A 16,317-nucleotide genomic window follows, 5' to 3' on the forward strand; every position below is an offset into this window, starting at 1 on the left:
TGCCTCACCTCAGCAGATAGATGATGGGAAACAGCAGCACCCAGACCAGATCGACCATGTGCCAAAACGCGGTGCCAACTTCGAGATTGCGCGGGCTGGCCTTCCAGCCGACCAGCGCGAGAATGACGATCCCCGCCAGCACATGCAGCGCATGAAAGCCGGTCAACAGGAAATAGAAGGTGAAAAACGTGTGGGTCTCGAAATTGATCCCCTCCGCCGCCTTGCCCGCATATTCCATCCCCTTGATCCAAAGGAAAAGCATCCCCAGCGACGCAGCCGCCGCCAGCAAAAGACGCACCCGCGCCACCTGCCCCGCCTCGCTTGCCTTGAGCGCAAGGGCCGCGAGCCAGCCCGACGTGACCAGCACGACGGTATTGATCCCCGCCGCCGTCGCATTGAGATGACCCTGCGCCGCCGTGAACCCCGCCGGATCGGTCACCCGCATCGCCATGAACGCCAGCAGCCCCGCGCCGAACACCAAAAGTTCCGAAATGATGAGAATCCACATCATCAGATCGCCCGGCAGCGCATAGAAATCGCTTTCACCCCCGCTTTCGTCGCTGTCGCTCATCCCATCCCCACCAACTCGCGATAAATGCGCGGCAACGTTGCGGTCAGCTTGTCGGGGTCAGGGATCACGGCAAAACCGCCCTGCCCGAAAATGCGCGGAAACCACGCTTTTGCATTGCGATCCACAGTGATGCCAAAGACGGCATGCCCCGCGCGCCGGGCCTCGCGCACGGCCATGCGGCTGTCTTCAATCCCGTGGCGCCCCTCGTAATGGTCCAGATCATTGGGCTTGCCATCGGTGATCACCAGCAACAGCCGCCGCTTGCGGGGCTGGCGCGACAACTCGGCCGAGACATGGCGCATCGCCGCACCCAGCCGGGTGTAAAACCCCGGTTTGAGGCTCGCGATCCGCGCCTCGACCGCGCGGCTCATTGGTGCGCCGAAATCCTTGGCCGTCTGGACATAAACCCGTTGTCGGCGCAGCGAGGAGAACGCGTTGATCGCGAAATCATCTCCGCAGGCATCAAGCCCCCATGCAAAGGCGGCCAGCGCCTCGCGTTCAACGTCGATCACGGTGCGGCCCTCATGGCCATGACCCGGAATTGCGGCTTCGGTCGAGCGGGACACGTCCAGCAGGATCGACACCGCCAGATCGCGCTTTTCCGCCCGCGTCTGGCGCCAGACGCGATCATAGCCCTCGCCGGTCGCGGCGAAATCGACCTGCGCGCGCACGGCACGTTCCATGTCCAGCTCATCGCCCTCAGGATGGCCCGGCGTCGAGATCCGGCCCGGACGCAACGCCTCGAACTGTCGCTTGACCGCCTTGATACGGGCGCGGGCGCGCGGGTCGTCGGCAAAGGCGCTGATCCCGGCTTTCGCCTCGATGCGCGTGGCCAGCACGCGGGCATGGGCGGGCATGTAGGCGCCTGTGCGCACGTCCCATTCGGGATAGGTCGTCTCGGCCGAAAGCGCCTCGCGATCCACGTCTTCGGGTGCAAGATCAAGGTGCAGTTTCAGGCGCGTCGCAGGGGCTTTGGAAATCTGGCCCAGCCCGATCTCGTCCTGATCGTCAGCGGCCTTGCCCGTGTCGTCTTCGTCATCCTCGTCAATGCGACGGTTGATATTCATGAACTGCGCAAAGCTGAGGATCGACTCGAACTTGTGCAGGACGAGACTGTCCTTCTTTTCTGCTTCATCGGCCTTATGACGGCGCGCACGCCGCGATGGGCCATCTTCCGAAACTTCGGGCGCGCCTGTCGCATCGGGGCTTTCGGCGGCGGCGGTGCCGGACGCGTTAAGCGCGCGCAGATCGGGCCAAAGTGGCACCGGACGCGTCGGGCGATAACGGCGCGGCGCGGTAAAGTGCGCGACATCGCCACTTTCGATCGCGGCGCGCATGGTTTGCGCCAGATCGCCCGATGCGGCAACCTCATCGCCCAGATGCGCGCGTAGCGCCGCTTCCAGCGCGGCCTCGATTGGCGGCAGATGCGGCACCCGGCGCAGCGCCAGAACCGCGCCGCAAAGATCGGCGTAAAGCCGGGCGTAGCCGGGCGCCGCCTCAAGGGCTGCGCGAACCGTCACCTGCGCGTGATGCAGCGCCAAAAGATCGGCCTGCAACGGATCTTGGGGTATCTCAGCCCCCGGCGCGGCCTGCGCCGCACAGGCAGCAAGCCAAACATACAGCGCCGCGTTGGCCTCGCGCGCGGGAAACACCGCAAGCGATTCCGGCAGGCGCAGCGCGGCCCCGTCAAAGCTGGCTCGCGGCGCGGTTTCGGCCCATGTGCCCAGCTTGCGCCGCCAAGACAGCCGGTGATGCGAGACCTCGTCTCCCACCGGTTTGATCTCGACGGCATGATCACCGCCCAAGCCCCGGAAAAGAACTGCCAACCGCCCGCCGACCTCAGAAAGGCCGACACGGGCTCCGTCGTGGACGCTCGGCGCGTCGAGGCGGCTGGCATAAGCGTGCCACAGTTTCCCGACGGTTTCTTCGGGTTCCCATGGCTCGATTTCGACCGTTGTCATCGCTTTGCCTCACCCGAAGATGGCGGTGACAAGATCGAGGAGCCCGCGTTTCACATCCGCGTCGTCCGTCAGCGGCTCGATCATCGCAGCGGTGATCGCGCGCTCGACCGGCATGCCCTGCTTGATCAGCGTGGCGGCATAGATCACGAGGCGGGTCGAAACCCCTTCCTCAAGGTCCTGCCCTTTGAGATCGCGCAGTTTGTCCGCAAGCCGCACCAACGGTTTCACCCGCTCTGGGTCAAGCCCGCTTTCGCGCGCGACGACGGCAATCTCATGTTCCTGCACCGGGAAATCGAATTCCACCGCGAGAAAGCGCTGCCGGGTCGAGGGCTTTAGCGTCTTGAGGATATTCTGGTAGCCGGGGTTATACGAGGCCACCAGCATGAATCCCTCTGCTGCTTCCAGCTCTTCGCCGGTGCGGTCGATGGGCAGGATGCGGCGATCATCGGTCAGCGGATGCAGCACGACGGTCACGTCCTTGCGCGCCTCGACCACCTCGTCGAGATAACAGATCGCGCCCTCGCGCACCGCGCGGGTCAAAGGGCCATCGACCCAGACAGTCTCACCGCCCTTAAGAAGATAGCGCCCGATCAGGTCAGCCGCCGACAGGTCATCATGGCAGGCCACGGTATATAGCGGCCGCCCCAGCGTCGCCGCCATATGGGACACGAACCGCGTCTTGCCGCAGCCCGTCGGCCCCTTGAGCAGCAGCGGCAGATCGTTGCGGGCAGCGGTCGCAAAGATCTCGCACTCGTCGCCCTGCGGGAGGTAGAAGGGGGCGTCTGCCGCCCCCTCCATCAAGGTATGTGCATTCATTAGCTTCACTCCGCAGGGGTTTCGGCTGATTTATGCGATTGCACGGGGCCAGCCTTGACGACCTCGCGGCGCGGGAAGGCGAGCGCATAGATCAGGATGTAAGCCCCGATCACCACCGCAACACCGGACCCAAAGCGCATGACGTAGAAGATCCAGAGTTGATCCTGAACGCTCATGTAGTCCACGCCCTCGACCCGCTGCATATGGGTCTGGATCGTGCCCGCAAAGGTCAGCGTGAAGGTCATAAAGGCCATCCCCGCCGTCATCAGCCAGAACGCGCCCATATTGAGCACCTGATTATAGGGATCGCGGTTGCGCAGGATCGGCATGGCATAAGAGAACATCGCCAGGTTCAGCATCACATAGGCGCCGTAAAAAGCGAGGTGCCCATGCGCGGCGGTGATCTGCGTGCCATGGGTGTAGTAGTTGATCCCGTGCAGCGTGTGCAGGAAGCCCCAGACACCGGCACCGAAGAAGGCCACCACAGAGCAACCGAGGCTCCACAAAAGCGCGGCCTTGTTCGGGTGATCACGCCGCCCCTTCCAGACCATCACAAAGGTGAAGGCCATCATTGCGAATAGCGGCGCCACTTCGAGAGACGAGAAGATGTTGCCGATCCACTGCCAATAGGGCGGCATGCCGATCCAGTAGTAGTGATGCCCGGTCCCGAGGATTCCCGAGAACAGCGCCAGCGCAACAATGATATAAAGCCATTTCTCGATCACTTCGCGGTCAACCCCGGTCAGCTTGAGCACAAGGAAGGCCAGGATCGACGCCATCACCAGTTCCCACGTCGCCTCGACCCAGAGGTGGATGACAAACCACCAGTACTGCTTATCAAGCGCGAGGTTGGCCGGGTTGTAGAAGGCAAACAGGAACAGCAGCACCATCAGCCACAGGCCAAGCAACAGGATATTGGTGATCGCCGTCTTGCGCCCTTTGAGCACCGTCATCGAGATGTTGTAGAGGAAGATCACCGCCGCAACGGCGATCCCGATCTTGACCCATATCGGCTGTTCGATGAACTCGCGCCCGCTGAAGCCGAAAAGCAGACTGCCCTTGAACAGGCTGAACAGGTAGGTGACGACAACGCCAAGCGTGCCCAACACCAAAATCCCCAGTTGCAGATAGGCAAGGAAGGGCGAATGTATATCGCGCTCGGATTCCTCGGGAATGAGGTAATAGGCCGCGCCGAAAAAGCCCAGCAGCAACCACACGACAAGCGAGTTGGTATGCAGCATCCGCCCGATATTGAACGGCAGGACCTCGGACAGGAAATTCGGGCTGACATAGATCCAGCCGATGAGAAGGCCCATGCTCACCTGAACGGCGAACAGGCCCAAGGCGACCGCAAAATACATAAGCGCGATCTTCTGTGTCGGATATTTCATGGTTTCATCCCCTCAGCCCGCGTCATTAGGCGGCCAGTCCTGCGTGCGGATCGTGTTGGTCCACAGCAGGAAATCCGCAAGCTCGCGGTATTCTTCATCAGTCAGGTTGAAATTGGGCATCTGTCGGCGGCCTTCGATGCCGGTGGGCATCGCGTCCATCCAGGATTTAAGAGAGTCGTAGGCCCCTTCGTGATCGCCACGATCCACACCCCAGCGGTCCATCACATTTCCCAGCTCGGGCGCGAAATACGCCCCTTCTCCCAGGATCGTGTGGCAATTGACGCAAGAGTGCTTTTCCCAGATATGCTTGCCCGCCGCCACGCTGTCGGTCAGCGTTGCTTTGTCGGTCGACGTGGTGACGATATATCTGTGCGAATGCACCGACAGGCCCACAAATATGAGGATAAAGAACACGGAACCGCCATAAAAGATATTGCGGGCCATGCTCTTGGTCATGACTTCACGCATAGCGCTCTTCCTTCCCTCGAGATTGCTGTCTGCAAAGGGACGATCACCCGGCAGCGCGATTCGCCTCCTTAACCAAAGTCAATTGTTTGTGAATTCCGCGCCTCAGCCGAGATATTCCAGCCGGGCGTCAGGAAAAGCGGCCAGCGCATCGGTGATCTGCGCCCGCGTCATCAGGCAAAACGCGGTCGACAGGCCATCGGCGAGCGCCGCCGAGGGGGCCGAGACCGACACCGTCTGCCAAAGCGCGCTGCGCCCGTCGATATGCTGGATATGCGCGGCATGCGCGGGGCCGACGCGGGTGGCCCCCGGCGACGAGGTCGCCAGCGCCCGGTTTTCCAACGCGCGCGTGTCCAGCAGCGCGCCATCCGCCCCCGCAATCCCGACACGCCACGGGGTGTGGTCTGCGCCCTGCCCCAGCGCCATGATTTCGCCCGCATCAATCAAGACATTGTCCAGCCCCTCGCGTCGCATCAGCGCCGCGATCTGATCGCCCGCATAGCCCTGCGCGATGCCGTTGAAAGTCAGCGCGCCGCCGGGGGCAAGGCGAATACGGTCGTCACCGATCTGCACGCGATGCCAGCCCGCCAGACGGCGCGCCTGATCGGGCTCGCGCCCCTCGGCCAAAGCCTGCCAGATCACCTGCACCGAGGGATCGAACGCGCCGCCAGTGGCCACGTTGAGATCCCCCGATAACCCCATCAGCGCGCGCATTGCAGCGCTCGGATTCACAAGGATGCCGGTTTCGTTAAGGCGCACCAATTCGGATCGCCGAAACAGAGAAAACCGCGCCTCGACCTGCCCTAGAACGCGTTCGACGCGCCGCCAAAGCCGCGCGCTCGCTGCGGCGGGCAGACCCTCGATCCGCAGGCTTACATCGGCCCCCAGTGCGCGGCCCTGCCATTGCGCGCGCTCGCCAGCGCCCACCGCAAAGGGAACCGCTACAGCCGAGCCAGAGATCACCAGAAAACGACGCCGCGAAAAGGTCATGCGGTGGCCCCTTTTTCCGGGAGGTCCGTCTCGCCCCAGAATACCGGCCAAAGCGAGATAACATAGAAGGTGAACAGCACAATCCAAAGTGCCCCCGCCAGCAACACGCCGGGATAATAGAACGCCGGGAAAGCCGACCCGGCAAACCGCGCCAGCGTCGCAACCGGCACCAGCGCATAGGCAAAGACCAGCTCGCCCGGCGCCACCAGCGCCCGCCCGGAATGGCCAATCGCGGCGCGTGACATCACCGAAAGGGTCATGCCACCAACCCCGCCAATCCCCAGCACATGCAGCGCCGCCACCTCAGAGCCAAGCCCCAGCATCGACACGCCAAGCGCGATGAACCCCAGCGCCACAGCCGCGTAAGACAGGTGCAGCGTCCACAGGATCGGCTGGCGCAACGCCCAAAGCCCGCGCCAGAACATCAGACGCGCCAAGGCCGCCGCCCCCGCAACAAGTGCGAGCACGCCAGTCACGCCCTCGGGCAGCCCCGCCAGCATCGACAGCGTCACGGCGATCCCCCCGCCGATGGCGGGAATGGCCAGCGCAGGCAGATCGCGCGGCAGCCCGTCCTCGCGCCCCGCGCGGCGCATCGCGTTGCGGGTAAAGGCGGGGGTCACCCGCCCGCCAAGAATGAGGATCAGCGACGACAGCGCCAACAACCCGACGCGCAACCCGGCATAGGCGGTGTCCTCGCTGATGCCCATCCATTCCAGATGCACCATCAAATTCCCCGCCCAGATCAGCGCGATCATCCCCAGCAGGATCATCTGCTGCGGCTTTGGGCGGGCCAGCAGCATCGCCAGAATGCGCCCTGCCACCACCGGCAGGAAGGCCAGATCAACCACGGCGACCAGCACAGGCGACAGGCTGCCCGACCACCAGATCGCCATACGCCCGGCCAGCCAAAGCGCCGTCATGGCAAGGAAGAAGACGCTGCCAGCACCCTTCGCCTTGGTCCAGTTCGGCGCGGCGGTCATCAAGAACCCCGCAATCGCAATCGAGCCATAGCCAAAGATCATTTCATGGGCATGCCACAGATGCGGTGCCATCGCGAATGGCTCGTCCGAGACCAGCCCACCGGCCGCATGAATCGCAAGCCAGCCCTCCCAGACGATCATCGAAAGGATGGCGAAAAGCCCGGCCAACAGGAAAAACACCCGGTATCCGGCAGAGAAAAGGTGCTTGAACGCGATCATGATATTTCCTCGCAACAAGGCGGCCGGGAGTGGGCCGAGCGTCTTTGACATTATGCCCGCCCCGTCGCCTGCCACCTTAACGAAAGTCAAAAGCGGCTTGATCGGATGCCACGGCGATCAGGCCAGATACATAGCCTACGATTGCCAGCACCAGCGAAAAGGCAAACCAGTGAAGCCCATCGAACCGATCAGTTCTGAACTGCGTCTCATCACCGGTGACGATAGCCAGATGCTTGAGCCGATTGTGCCAGCCCGGCCCCGCCGCGCCCGGCATGAACAACACTGGCGCGGTCGCAAAGACCGAAAACAGCCCAAGCGCGAGACATTGCTTGAGCGTCAAAAGCAGCCCAAAGCGCGTTTCGATCAGGGCCGCGAAGCCGCCTGCGGCGCTCAGATGCTCGCCATACATCCAGAAACCGGTTCCAAACAGCGGCACCAGCGCCACCGGATAGGCCCGCCGGATACGGCGAAACAGCAGGAACTCGATCCGCCGGAACTCCTCTTCGCTTAAATAACGGCGCAGCGGCGCGAGGGCGAACACCTCGGTGAAGATCGCCCCGCCAAAGAAGATGGCACAGACGAGATGCACGATGACGATATGGGAATAGTCCATGACAGCGCCCTTTTTCCAATTTCCGACAATTTAAGTCAGGTTAAGGGGCGGCTGATTTGACCAAAGTCAAGACTGCGACGTTTGCGCCGGGGCTGCGGGCGTTTGCGGGCGCGCGCGGCGCTTAAGCACGGGGCATTGCGCATCGTCATTCATGATCACCTGGCAGCGCAGGCACAGGATACACTCATTGGGGTTAATGCGCCCCACCGGATCAATCGCGCCGACCGTGCATTTTCTTTCACACAGCCGACATTCACGGCCACATTGCGGGCGGCGGTGCAGCCAGTCGAAGATTTTGAACTTGGACGGAATCGCCAGCGCCGCACCCAGCGGGCAGAGATAGCGGCAATAAAACCGCTCGATGAACAGCCCCGCAACAAGCAACACGACGACGAACAGAACAAACGGCCAGGCCCGCAGCATCCGCATCGAGATCGCTGTTTTGAACGGTTCGACCTCGGCCACCACCAGCGCGTCATGCATCGAATAAAACGACAGCGCAACGATGCCAACAAACGCGGTGTATTTCAAAATCCAGAGCCGTTCATGCAAAGCCTGAGGCACTGCGATCTGCTTGATATGCAGCTTGACCGCTGCCGCGTTAAGCAGCTCTTGCAGCGCGCCGAACGGGCAAAGCCAACCGCAATAGACCCCGCGCCCCCAGAACAGCAGCCCCAACGCCACAAAGCCCCAGAGCAGGAAGATCACCGGCTCGATCAGGAAGGTCTCCCAGCGGAACCCATTCAGCAGCGAATGCAGGAAGGCGACCACCTGCACGATGCTCAGCTGCCCGCCCAAGCCCCAGCCCAGCACGACAAGCGTGACCGCCAGAAAGCTTAGCCGCAAACCGCGCCAGAGTTTCGGGCGGTGAGTGACCCATTCCTGCGCAAGAAACAGCAACGTCAGCGCGACCAGCATCGCGCCCGTGATGGCGATGGACAGCTTATCCTCCTGCCACGCGCGGCGCCAAAGTGGCTCGGGCTCGGCTGGGGGCGCGGTGCGATAGGCCCCGGGCAAGGTGTAATCGGCCTTTATCACGGTCGCGATCTCCTCGCCGTTTTCGCCCGGTCGCGTGGCACGCACCTCGACTGTAAAGGGCAAAAGCGGGTCGATATCGGAGGGCAATTGAAAGAGGCTGATTTCCTTCACCTCCGGCGCACCCTCGATGCGCAGGCGTTTGACCATGTGATAGCTTTCGGCGGAGGGCTGCAACCGCGTGTCGCCCTGAACCAGCGTCAGCCGATCAAACACGCCCGAGCGCCGCCAACCGGTGCCGCGATGGGAATAAAGCCCCGAGGAAATCACCAAAAGCGCCGTTTGCCCCGGATCGAGCCCGCCGATGGCGGCGGTGTATTCCTGCTGGCCTAAAAGGTTCTGCCCCACGGTGGGAGGATCGGCCAGCCCGGCCCAGAGATGCAGAAAATCGCCATCGCTCGGGGGGATCGCCACCTTGGCCTTGGCAAAGACCTGCGCCGCATCCTGCATGCTAAGCCGCCCCTCGGCCAGCCCGCCGGTCTCGATCAGATCACCCCAGACTGCGGGGTGCCATGTCAGCCGGTCAATCCCGCCGCCAATGTCGATCAACCCGCGCCCCGCAGCCAGCGTGCGCGCGCTGCGCAGGATGCCGTCGCGGATCACACCGGTCGAGACAGTCGCGCGGCTGATTACATCGGGAAGACCGGCTTCAACCTCGGTGAACGGCTTGCGCAGGTCATGTCCGGCAAAGCCTGACACATATTGCGCGATATCCGCATCGGAAATGCCCAGCGTCAGCACCGGCTCGTTATGGCGCACCAGCTTGGCCCCGGTGATCACCGCCTCGGGGCTGATGGCGACCAGCACCTCAAGCGGACGTCCGGAATAGCCCACCGAAGCCGCGATTTCCCAAGTCGAGCCGATATAGCCCGCAAGGCCGCGCGCATCCTGCACGCTCCAGCCCGGCACGCCCTCACTGACGCGCTCGATCGTAATTGGCGGGGAGATACCCAAAAGCGTTTCGGCCATAGCCCGGTCCGGGGCTGTCGCTGGATCAGAGGCACTTGGCCCAACGCCCTGCGCGCTCGCGGACATGGCCAGCGAGACGAGCAGAAAAATCAGCAAAACTCCGGTTCTGAACATGGCCACTATCGCTGTTCCGATCCGGCGAGACTTTCCGATCCGTCGTGAGTCGTCCTTGAGAAAAGTCAAAGTTTCGTGATCGCGACTATGCCACGCTCACGCTGCCTTACCCACGCAACGGAGAGTTAGCCATGAGAATCATACCGACCACAGCCAGACGCCTACTCCTGAGCAGCGCCGCCGTGGCCTTGATGCTCACCGGAAGTACGGTGTGGGCACAAGACACCAAAGAGCCGATCCCCGAAGACCCGAAGGTGGTCCACGGCGACAACCCTGCCGACGCCTACCAGCCGTCGATGACGACGCTGGCGGAAATTCAGGTTCAGATCCCCGGTCGCAAGGAAGGCGACCCGGTCATGACACAGGACGAATTCCAGCGCGGCACGAAGATCTATTTCGAACGCTGCGCCGGGTGTCATGGCGTGTTGCGCAAGGGCGCCACGGGCAAGCCGCTGACACCGGATATCACCCGCGAGCACGGTTACGACTACCTGCAAAGCTTTATCACCTACGGCTCGCCCGCCGGGATGCCCAACTGGGGCACGTCGGGTGAATTGAGCGAAGCCGACGTCGACCTGATGGCGCGCTATGTGCTGCTTGAGCCACCGACGCCGCCCGAATTCGGCATGCCGGAAATGTTGGACTCCTGGAAGGTGATTGTCGCACCCGAGGATCGTCCGACCAAGAAGATGAACGATATCGACATCGAGAACCTGATGTCGGTCACGCTGCGCGACGCGGGCGAAATCGCACTGATCGATGGCAATACTTATGACATCCGCGAAGTGATCAAGACCGGTTATGCCGTGCATATCAGCCGGATTTCAGCCTCGGGGCGCTATCTTTTTGTCATCGGTCGCGATGCGCGCGTCAACATGATCGATTTGTGGATGGAGCACCCGTCCTCTGTTGCCGAGATCAAGATCGGTATGGAAGCGCGCTCGGTCGAGACCTCGAAAATGGAAGGCTGGGAAGACAAATATGCTATCGCCGGGGCATATTGGCCGCCGCAATATGTCATCATGGATGGCGACACGCTTGAGCCGAAGAAAATCGTCTCGACCCGCGGCAACATCTATGACGAGCAGACCTATCACCCCGAACCGCGCGTGGCCGCGATTTTGGCCAGCCATTACCGGCCGGAGTTCATCATCAACGTCAAGGAAACCGGCAAGATCCTGATGGTCGATTATACCGACCTGAAGAACTTGAAAACCACCGAGATTGAGGCCGAGCGCTTCCTTCACGATGGCGGTCTCGACAGCACCCATCGGTATTTCATCACCGCCGCCAACGCGCGCGGCAAGCTGGTGGTGATCGACACCAAAGAGGGCAAGCTGGTCGCCATCACCGAGACCGGCGGCGAAACGCCCCATCCGGGTCGTGGCGCGAACTTCGTGCACCCCGATTACGGTCCGGTCTGGGCGACGTCGCACCTTGGCGATGACTCGGTGGCGCTGATTGGCACCGATCCCGAGGGGCACCCCGAGCAAGCTTGGAAAATCGCCGACAGCTTCTATGCGCTTGGCGGTGGGTCGCTGTTCATCAAGACGCACCCGAACTCGGACAACCTGTATGTCGATGCAACGCTGAACCCGGATGCCGAGACCTCTGCTTCGGTCGCGGTGTTCAAGATCAGCGACATGAAGGAAAGCGTCGAGCCGGAATACACCACTTTGCCGATTGGCGAATGGGCCGGTATCGCCGACGGCCAGCCGCGTGTGGTGCAGCCCGAGTTCAACAAAGAGGGCACCGAAGTCTGGTTCAGCGTCTGGAACGCCAAGGACAAGGTCTCGGCCATCGTTGTGGTGGATGACAAGACGCTGGAGCTGAAGAAGGTGATCAAAGACCCGCGCCTGATTACGCCGACCGGCAAGTTCAACGTCTATAACACCCAGAAAGACGTCTACTGATCGTCTTCTCGCGGAAGGGGGGCTTCTCCCCTTCCGCATCTCTTTTCAAAGCCAATCGAAAGATAGAGCCATGAAAGATCTGACACGCGGCAAAGTCTTCCTCATCGGCGCCGGTCCCGGCGATCCCGACCTTCTGACGCTCAAGGCGCTCAAGGCCATGCAAGCCGCCGATGTGGTGGTCTATGACCGTCTTGTTTCGCCCGAGATCACGGCGCTGGTGCCCGCGCATGTCGAACGCATCGACGTGGGCAAAATGCCCAAGCGCCACAAGGTGCCACAGGAACAGATCAACGATATTCTCGTCAAACTCGCGATGCAGGGCCAGCGCGTGGTGCGTCTTAAGGGCGGCGATCCGCTGATTTTCGGGCGCGGCAGCGAAGAGGCCGAAGAGTTGCGCCTTGCTGGTGTGGCCTATGAATATGTGCCCGGTATTACTTCGGCGCAGGGGGCTGCTGCCTCGACTGGGGTGCCGCTTACGCATCGCGGGCTGGCCAGCGGTGTGCGCTATGTCACCGGGCATCGTGCCAAGGATGCGACCCTTGATCTCGACTGGGCCAGCCTTGCCTGCGAGGACACCACACTGGTGATCTATATGGGCGCGATGAATATCGGCGATATCGCCGCCGAGCTGATGCGCAACGGCCTGCCGTCTGCGCTGCCGGTGATGGCCGTGGCCTCGGTCACAACGCCGCGCGAAAAGCGGCTGATCTCGACGCTGGCAACCATCGCGGATGACGTCGAAGGGGCCGCGCTGGCCGCGCCGGTGCTGTTCGTCGTGGGCCATGTCGTCTCACTTTACGAAGCTACCGCCCTGCCTGCCGAGGTCGCAGCCTATGCCTGACGCCCGCGCGATCCCTGCCCTTCTGCTGTCACTGGCGCTTGCGTCAGCCCCGGCCCGGGCCGAGGTTGCAGGGCAGATTCCCGGCCCCCGCGCCGCCGAGCTTGAGCACATGGTGATCCAGGATTGCGGCTCGTGTCACGGGCTGACCATGAAGGGCGGGCTTGGCTCGCCGCTGACCCACGATGCCCTTGACGGGGCCGATCCGGGCGCTTTGGCCTCGATCATCCTCGACGGTGTGCCGGGCACCGCGATGCCGCCTTGGCGCCCGCTTCTGACCGAGGACGAGGCGCACTGGATCGCTGACTACCTTTTGCAAGGAGAGAAAGAGAAATGAAACGCCTGCTCGCCGCGACCGCCCTCGCCCTTTTGCCTTTCGCCGCGCTGGCGATGGATGCCGATCAGTCCCGCGCCACTGGCGACATGGGGCTGGTGATCGAACGCGCCACCGGCTCGGCACTGGTGATTGACCGGTCCGAGCATGCCGCCATTGGCCGGATCGAGGGGCTGGGCGATACCAGCCACGCCTCGATGACCTATTCACCCGACGAGCGTTTCGCCTATGTCTTTGCGCGCGACGGAGGGTTGACCAAGATCGATATGCTGACCCAGAAGGTGGTCGCGCGCACCATGCAGGCGGGCAATTCGATCGGTGGCGCGATTTCGGATGATGGCAAGCTGGTGGCGGTTTCAAACTACACGCCCGGCGGCGTGAAGGTGTTTGACGCAGACACGCTTGATCTGGTCGCTGACATCCCCGCCGGTGGCAAGACCATCGGTCTTGCGGATCTTCCGGGGCGGCGGTTCGTCTGGACGGTCTGGGATACGGGCCATGCGTTTATGGGTGATTTCTCTGGCGAGACGCCAGTGGTCACCGATCTGGGCGAGGTGGGCGAAAACCCGTTCGACGCGGTGGTGACGGATGACGCGCATACCTACCTGATCGGGCTGTTTGGCGAAAAAGGCGTCACCTCGATCGACCTTTGGTCAGAGCATCCCAAGCCCGTCAAGTTCCTCAAAGATTACGGCAAGCTTGAGGACGACATGCCCGTCTACAAGATGCCCCACCTGCAAGGCTGGGCCTTTACCGAAGGGCAGTTTGTTCTGCCCGCCGTGGGGCGTCACGAGTTGCTTTGGGTCAATCGTGAAACGCTGGAGGAAGTGGGGCGTACGCAGGTGCATGGCCAGCCCGTCTTCGTGATCGCGCAGCCCGCCTCGCCCTATGTCTGGGTCAACTTCGCCACGCCGCTGAACGGTGTGGTGCAGGTGGTGGACAGCCGCACGCATGAGGTGGTCAAGACGCTGGAACCCGGAAAGGCGATCCTGCACATGGAATTCGCCCCGCGCGGCGCCGAGGTCTGGATGAGCTCGCGCGATGACAACAAGATCATCGTCTATGACACCCGCACCTTCGCGGTGAAGGCCGAAATCCCGGCGCAGTCGCCCTCGGGGATCTTCTTTACCGCGCGTGCGCACCAGCCGGGGCTTTGAGCGCAATGTTGGACGCTTTCGCCCCCCTCGACCGCTCCCTGCTGAATGATTTCCAGCGTGGCTTGCCCGCATGCCCGCGCCCGTTTGCATGGATGGCCGAGCAGTTGGACAGTACCGAAGCCGAGGTGATCGCGCGCCTGACGGCCCTGCGCGATGATGGTGCCATCACGCGCGTCGGGGCGACCGTGCGGCCCAATACCGCCGGGGCCTCGACACTAGCCGCGCTGGCCGTGCCCGAGGCGCGCCTAGAACAGGTCGCGGCGTTTCTGGGCGGTTTCGACGAGGTCAACCATTCCTATCTGCGCGAGAATGATTGGAACCTGTGGTTTGTCGTCACCGCCAGCGATAGCGCGCATCTTGATCAAACGCTCGATACCATCCGCCGCGATACGGGGCTGACCCTGCTCGACCTGCGGCTTCTGCGGCCGTTTAATATCGACCTTGGCTTTTCGCTGTCGGGCGCGGGCGCGCAGCCGCTGACCCGCAAGCAGATCGACCTTGATGCCCTGCGCGAAGACGACCGCCCCCTGCTGCATCACTTGTCGCGCGGCCTGCCGCTATACCCGCATCCGTTCAAGGCGGTGGCCGACGCACTGGGCCGCCCCGAGGATACCGTAATCGCGCGCACCGACGCGCTGATCAAGGCGGGGATCATCTCGCGCTTTGGCGTGATTGTGCGCCACCGCCGGATCGGGTGGAGCGCCAATGCGATGGTCGTCTGGGACGTGCCCGACGCGCAGGTCGAGGCCGCCGGCACGGCGCTGGCCAGTCTCTCTGGCGTCACGCTGTGTTACCAGCGCCGAACCGTGCCCGATCTCTGGCGCTTTGGCCTGTTCTCGATGATCCACGCGCGGTCGCGCGATGAGGCGCATGAGGTGCTGTCGCGCGCCAAAGCCCTGCCCGAACTGGCGGATATCGAGCATCAGGTGCTGTTCTCGACGCGCTGCTTCAAGCAGACCGGCGCGGCCCTGACCAATTCCCGCAGCACGGAGGCCTGATATGCGACGCACCCCCCTGCCCCCAGACGCGCTTGATGACATTGACAGGGCGTTGATCAACCGCCTTCAGGATGGCATCGCGCTGACCTCGCACCCGTTTGCCGGGATCGCCGCGGATCTGGGCCTAAGCGAAACCGAGGTCGTCGATCGGGTCGCGCTGATGCGCGATCTGGGCGCGATCACGCGGTTTGGACCGTTTCTTGATGCCAAAGCGATGGGAGGAGATTTCTGCCTGTGTGCGATGGAGGTGCCCGAGCCGCGGTTCGAAGAGGTCATGACTTTGGTCAATGCGCATCCCGAGGTCGCGCATAACTATGAACGCATCCACCGGCTGAACATGTGGTTCGTCCTCGCCTGCGACAGGCCTGACGACATCGACAGGACGGCGGACCGGATCGAGGCGGAAACGGGTCTAACCGTGCTGCGCTTTCCGAAGCTGAAAGAGTTTTTCATAGGGTTCCGGGTGAGCGCATGATCGACGCAACAGACAGACGCATCCTTTCTGCAACGCAGGGCGGCCTGCCGCTTGTTCCGGCGCCCTACGGCGAAGTGGCGGGCTGGCTGGGGCTGAAAGAGAGCGAAGTGATCGCGCGGTTCGAGCGGATGATGAAAGAGGGCATCGTGCGCCGTATCGCCATCGCCCCCAATCACTATGCGCTGGGGATGATCGCCAACGGGATGAGCGTTTGGGACGTGGATGATGCCCATGCCGAGACCTTGGGGGAAAAGGTTGGCGCGCTTGATTTCGTCAGCCATAGCTACCTGCGCCCCCGCGCCAAGGGCTGGCCCTATAACCTGTTTGCGATGATCCACGGACCCAACCGCGAGGCCGTCGAAGCGCATCGGGGCGAGATCGCCGACATCCTAGGCGATGCCTGCCGCGAACGCGATATTCTCTATTCCACCCGCATCCTGAAAAAGACCGGCATGCGCCTTAAAAAGGAGGGCTGAAC

At 62.6% G+C, this 16,317-nt stretch carries 16 protein-coding genes; 7 read left to right on the forward strand and 9 right to left on the reverse strand.

Features of this window, described 5'->3' with window-relative positions; translation table 11 throughout:
- Positions 1-4 precede the first annotated feature (4 nt).
- From DT23_RS08585 to DT23_RS08625, 9 genes are all read right to left on the reverse strand, one after another.
- Positions 5-571 (reverse strand): cytochrome c oxidase subunit 3, encoded by a 567-nt coding sequence (locus DT23_RS08585; RefSeq protein WP_038130461.1) that lies wholly within the window; start codon positions 569-571, stop codon positions 5-7.
- Positions 568-2,532: a nitric oxide reductase activation protein NorD gene (locus DT23_RS08590; protein ID WP_038130463.1), complete on the reverse strand. Its 1,965-nt coding sequence runs from the start codon at positions 2,530-2,532 to the stop codon at positions 568-570. The genes DT23_RS08585 and DT23_RS08590 overlap by 4 nt, the downstream gene beginning before the upstream one ends.
- A 9-nt stretch (positions 2,533-2,541) precedes the next feature.
- Entirely contained in the window at positions 2,542-3,348 is an 807-nt protein-coding gene (locus tag DT23_RS08595) for a CbbQ/NirQ/NorQ/GpvN family protein (RefSeq protein ID WP_038130464.1), read from the reverse strand.
- A 5-nt stretch (positions 3,349-3,353) separates the two neighbouring features.
- The gene (locus tag DT23_RS08600; protein WP_038130465.1) at positions 3,354-4,739 is read right to left on the reverse strand and encodes a cbb3-type cytochrome c oxidase subunit I; all 1,386 of its coding nucleotides are present in this window, start codon (positions 4,737-4,739) and stop codon (positions 3,354-3,356) included.
- 12 nt (positions 4,740-4,751) lie between these two features.
- Entirely contained in the window at positions 4,752-5,207 is a 456-nt protein-coding gene (locus DT23_RS08605; protein WP_038130467.1) for a c-type cytochrome, read from the reverse strand.
- Positions 5,208-5,309: 102 nt separating this feature from the next.
- A complete protein-coding gene (locus DT23_RS08610) occupies positions 5,310-6,194 on the reverse strand; it encodes an FAD:protein FMN transferase (RefSeq protein WP_038130468.1) in 885 nt (294 codons plus the stop codon).
- Positions 6,191-7,393 (reverse strand): NnrS family protein, encoded by a 1,203-nt coding sequence (locus DT23_RS08615; RefSeq protein ID WP_038130469.1) that lies wholly within the window; start codon positions 7,391-7,393, stop codon positions 6,191-6,193. Before DT23_RS08615 ends, DT23_RS08610 begins: the two co-directional genes overlap by 4 nt.
- A gap of 76 nt (positions 7,394-7,469) precedes the next feature.
- Positions 7,470-8,006, reverse strand: coding sequence for a hypothetical protein (locus tag DT23_RS18540; protein WP_051697152.1), 537 nt, complete (start codon positions 8,004-8,006; stop codon positions 7,470-7,472).
- 66 nt (positions 8,007-8,072) lie between these two features.
- Complete coding sequence (locus tag DT23_RS08625) at positions 8,073-10,124, reverse strand: NosR/NirI family protein (RefSeq protein WP_038130470.1); 2,052 nt, start codon at positions 10,122-10,124, stop codon at positions 8,073-8,075.
- A gap of 131 nt (positions 10,125-10,255) precedes the next feature.
- Here DT23_RS08625 and DT23_RS08630 point away from each other — a divergent pair, with 131 nt between their 5' ends.
- The 7 genes from DT23_RS08630 (at position 10,256) to ahbB (DT23_RS08660) (ending at position 16,315) form a co-directional block, all read left to right on the forward strand.
- Complete coding sequence (locus DT23_RS08630; RefSeq protein ID WP_038130472.1) at positions 10,256-12,037, forward strand: nitrite reductase; 1,782 nt, start codon at positions 10,256-10,258, stop codon at positions 12,035-12,037.
- 70 nt (positions 12,038-12,107) lie between these two features.
- On the forward strand, positions 12,108-12,878 hold the full coding sequence (gene cobA / locus DT23_RS08635; RefSeq protein WP_038130473.1) for a uroporphyrinogen-III C-methyltransferase: 771 nt from the start codon (positions 12,108-12,110) through the stop codon (positions 12,876-12,878).
- Positions 12,871-13,212 carry a c-type cytochrome gene (locus DT23_RS08640; RefSeq protein ID WP_038130475.1) on the forward strand — a complete coding sequence of 114 codons (342 nt, stop codon included), beginning with the start codon at positions 12,871-12,873 and terminating at the stop codon, positions 13,210-13,212. Before cobA ends, DT23_RS08640 begins: the two co-directional genes overlap by 8 nt.
- Positions 13,209-14,366: a cytochrome D1 domain-containing protein gene (locus DT23_RS08645; RefSeq protein WP_038130476.1), complete on the forward strand. Its 1,158-nt coding sequence runs from the start codon at positions 13,209-13,211 to the stop codon at positions 14,364-14,366. The genes DT23_RS08640 and DT23_RS08645 overlap by 4 nt, the downstream gene beginning before the upstream one ends.
- Before the next feature lie 5 nt (positions 14,367-14,371).
- Positions 14,372-15,364, forward strand: coding sequence for a siroheme decarboxylase subunit beta (ahbB, locus tag DT23_RS08650; protein ID WP_038130477.1), 993 nt, complete (start codon positions 14,372-14,374; stop codon positions 15,362-15,364).
- Between the two features lies 1 nt (position 15,365).
- Entirely contained in the window at positions 15,366-15,839 is a 474-nt protein-coding gene (locus DT23_RS08655; RefSeq protein WP_038130479.1) for an Lrp/AsnC family transcriptional regulator, read from the forward strand.
- Positions 15,836-16,315: a siroheme decarboxylase subunit beta gene (gene ahbB / locus DT23_RS08660; protein ID WP_038130480.1), complete on the forward strand. Its 480-nt coding sequence runs from the start codon at positions 15,836-15,838 to the stop codon at positions 16,313-16,315. The genes DT23_RS08655 and ahbB (DT23_RS08660) overlap by 4 nt, the downstream gene beginning before the upstream one ends.
- Positions 16,316-16,317: the final 2 nt, after the last annotated feature.

This window comes from Thioclava indica (assembly GCF_000714545.1).
In the GTDB taxonomy this organism is placed as follows: Bacteria; Pseudomonadota; Alphaproteobacteria; order Rhodobacterales; family Rhodobacteraceae; genus Thioclava; species Thioclava indica.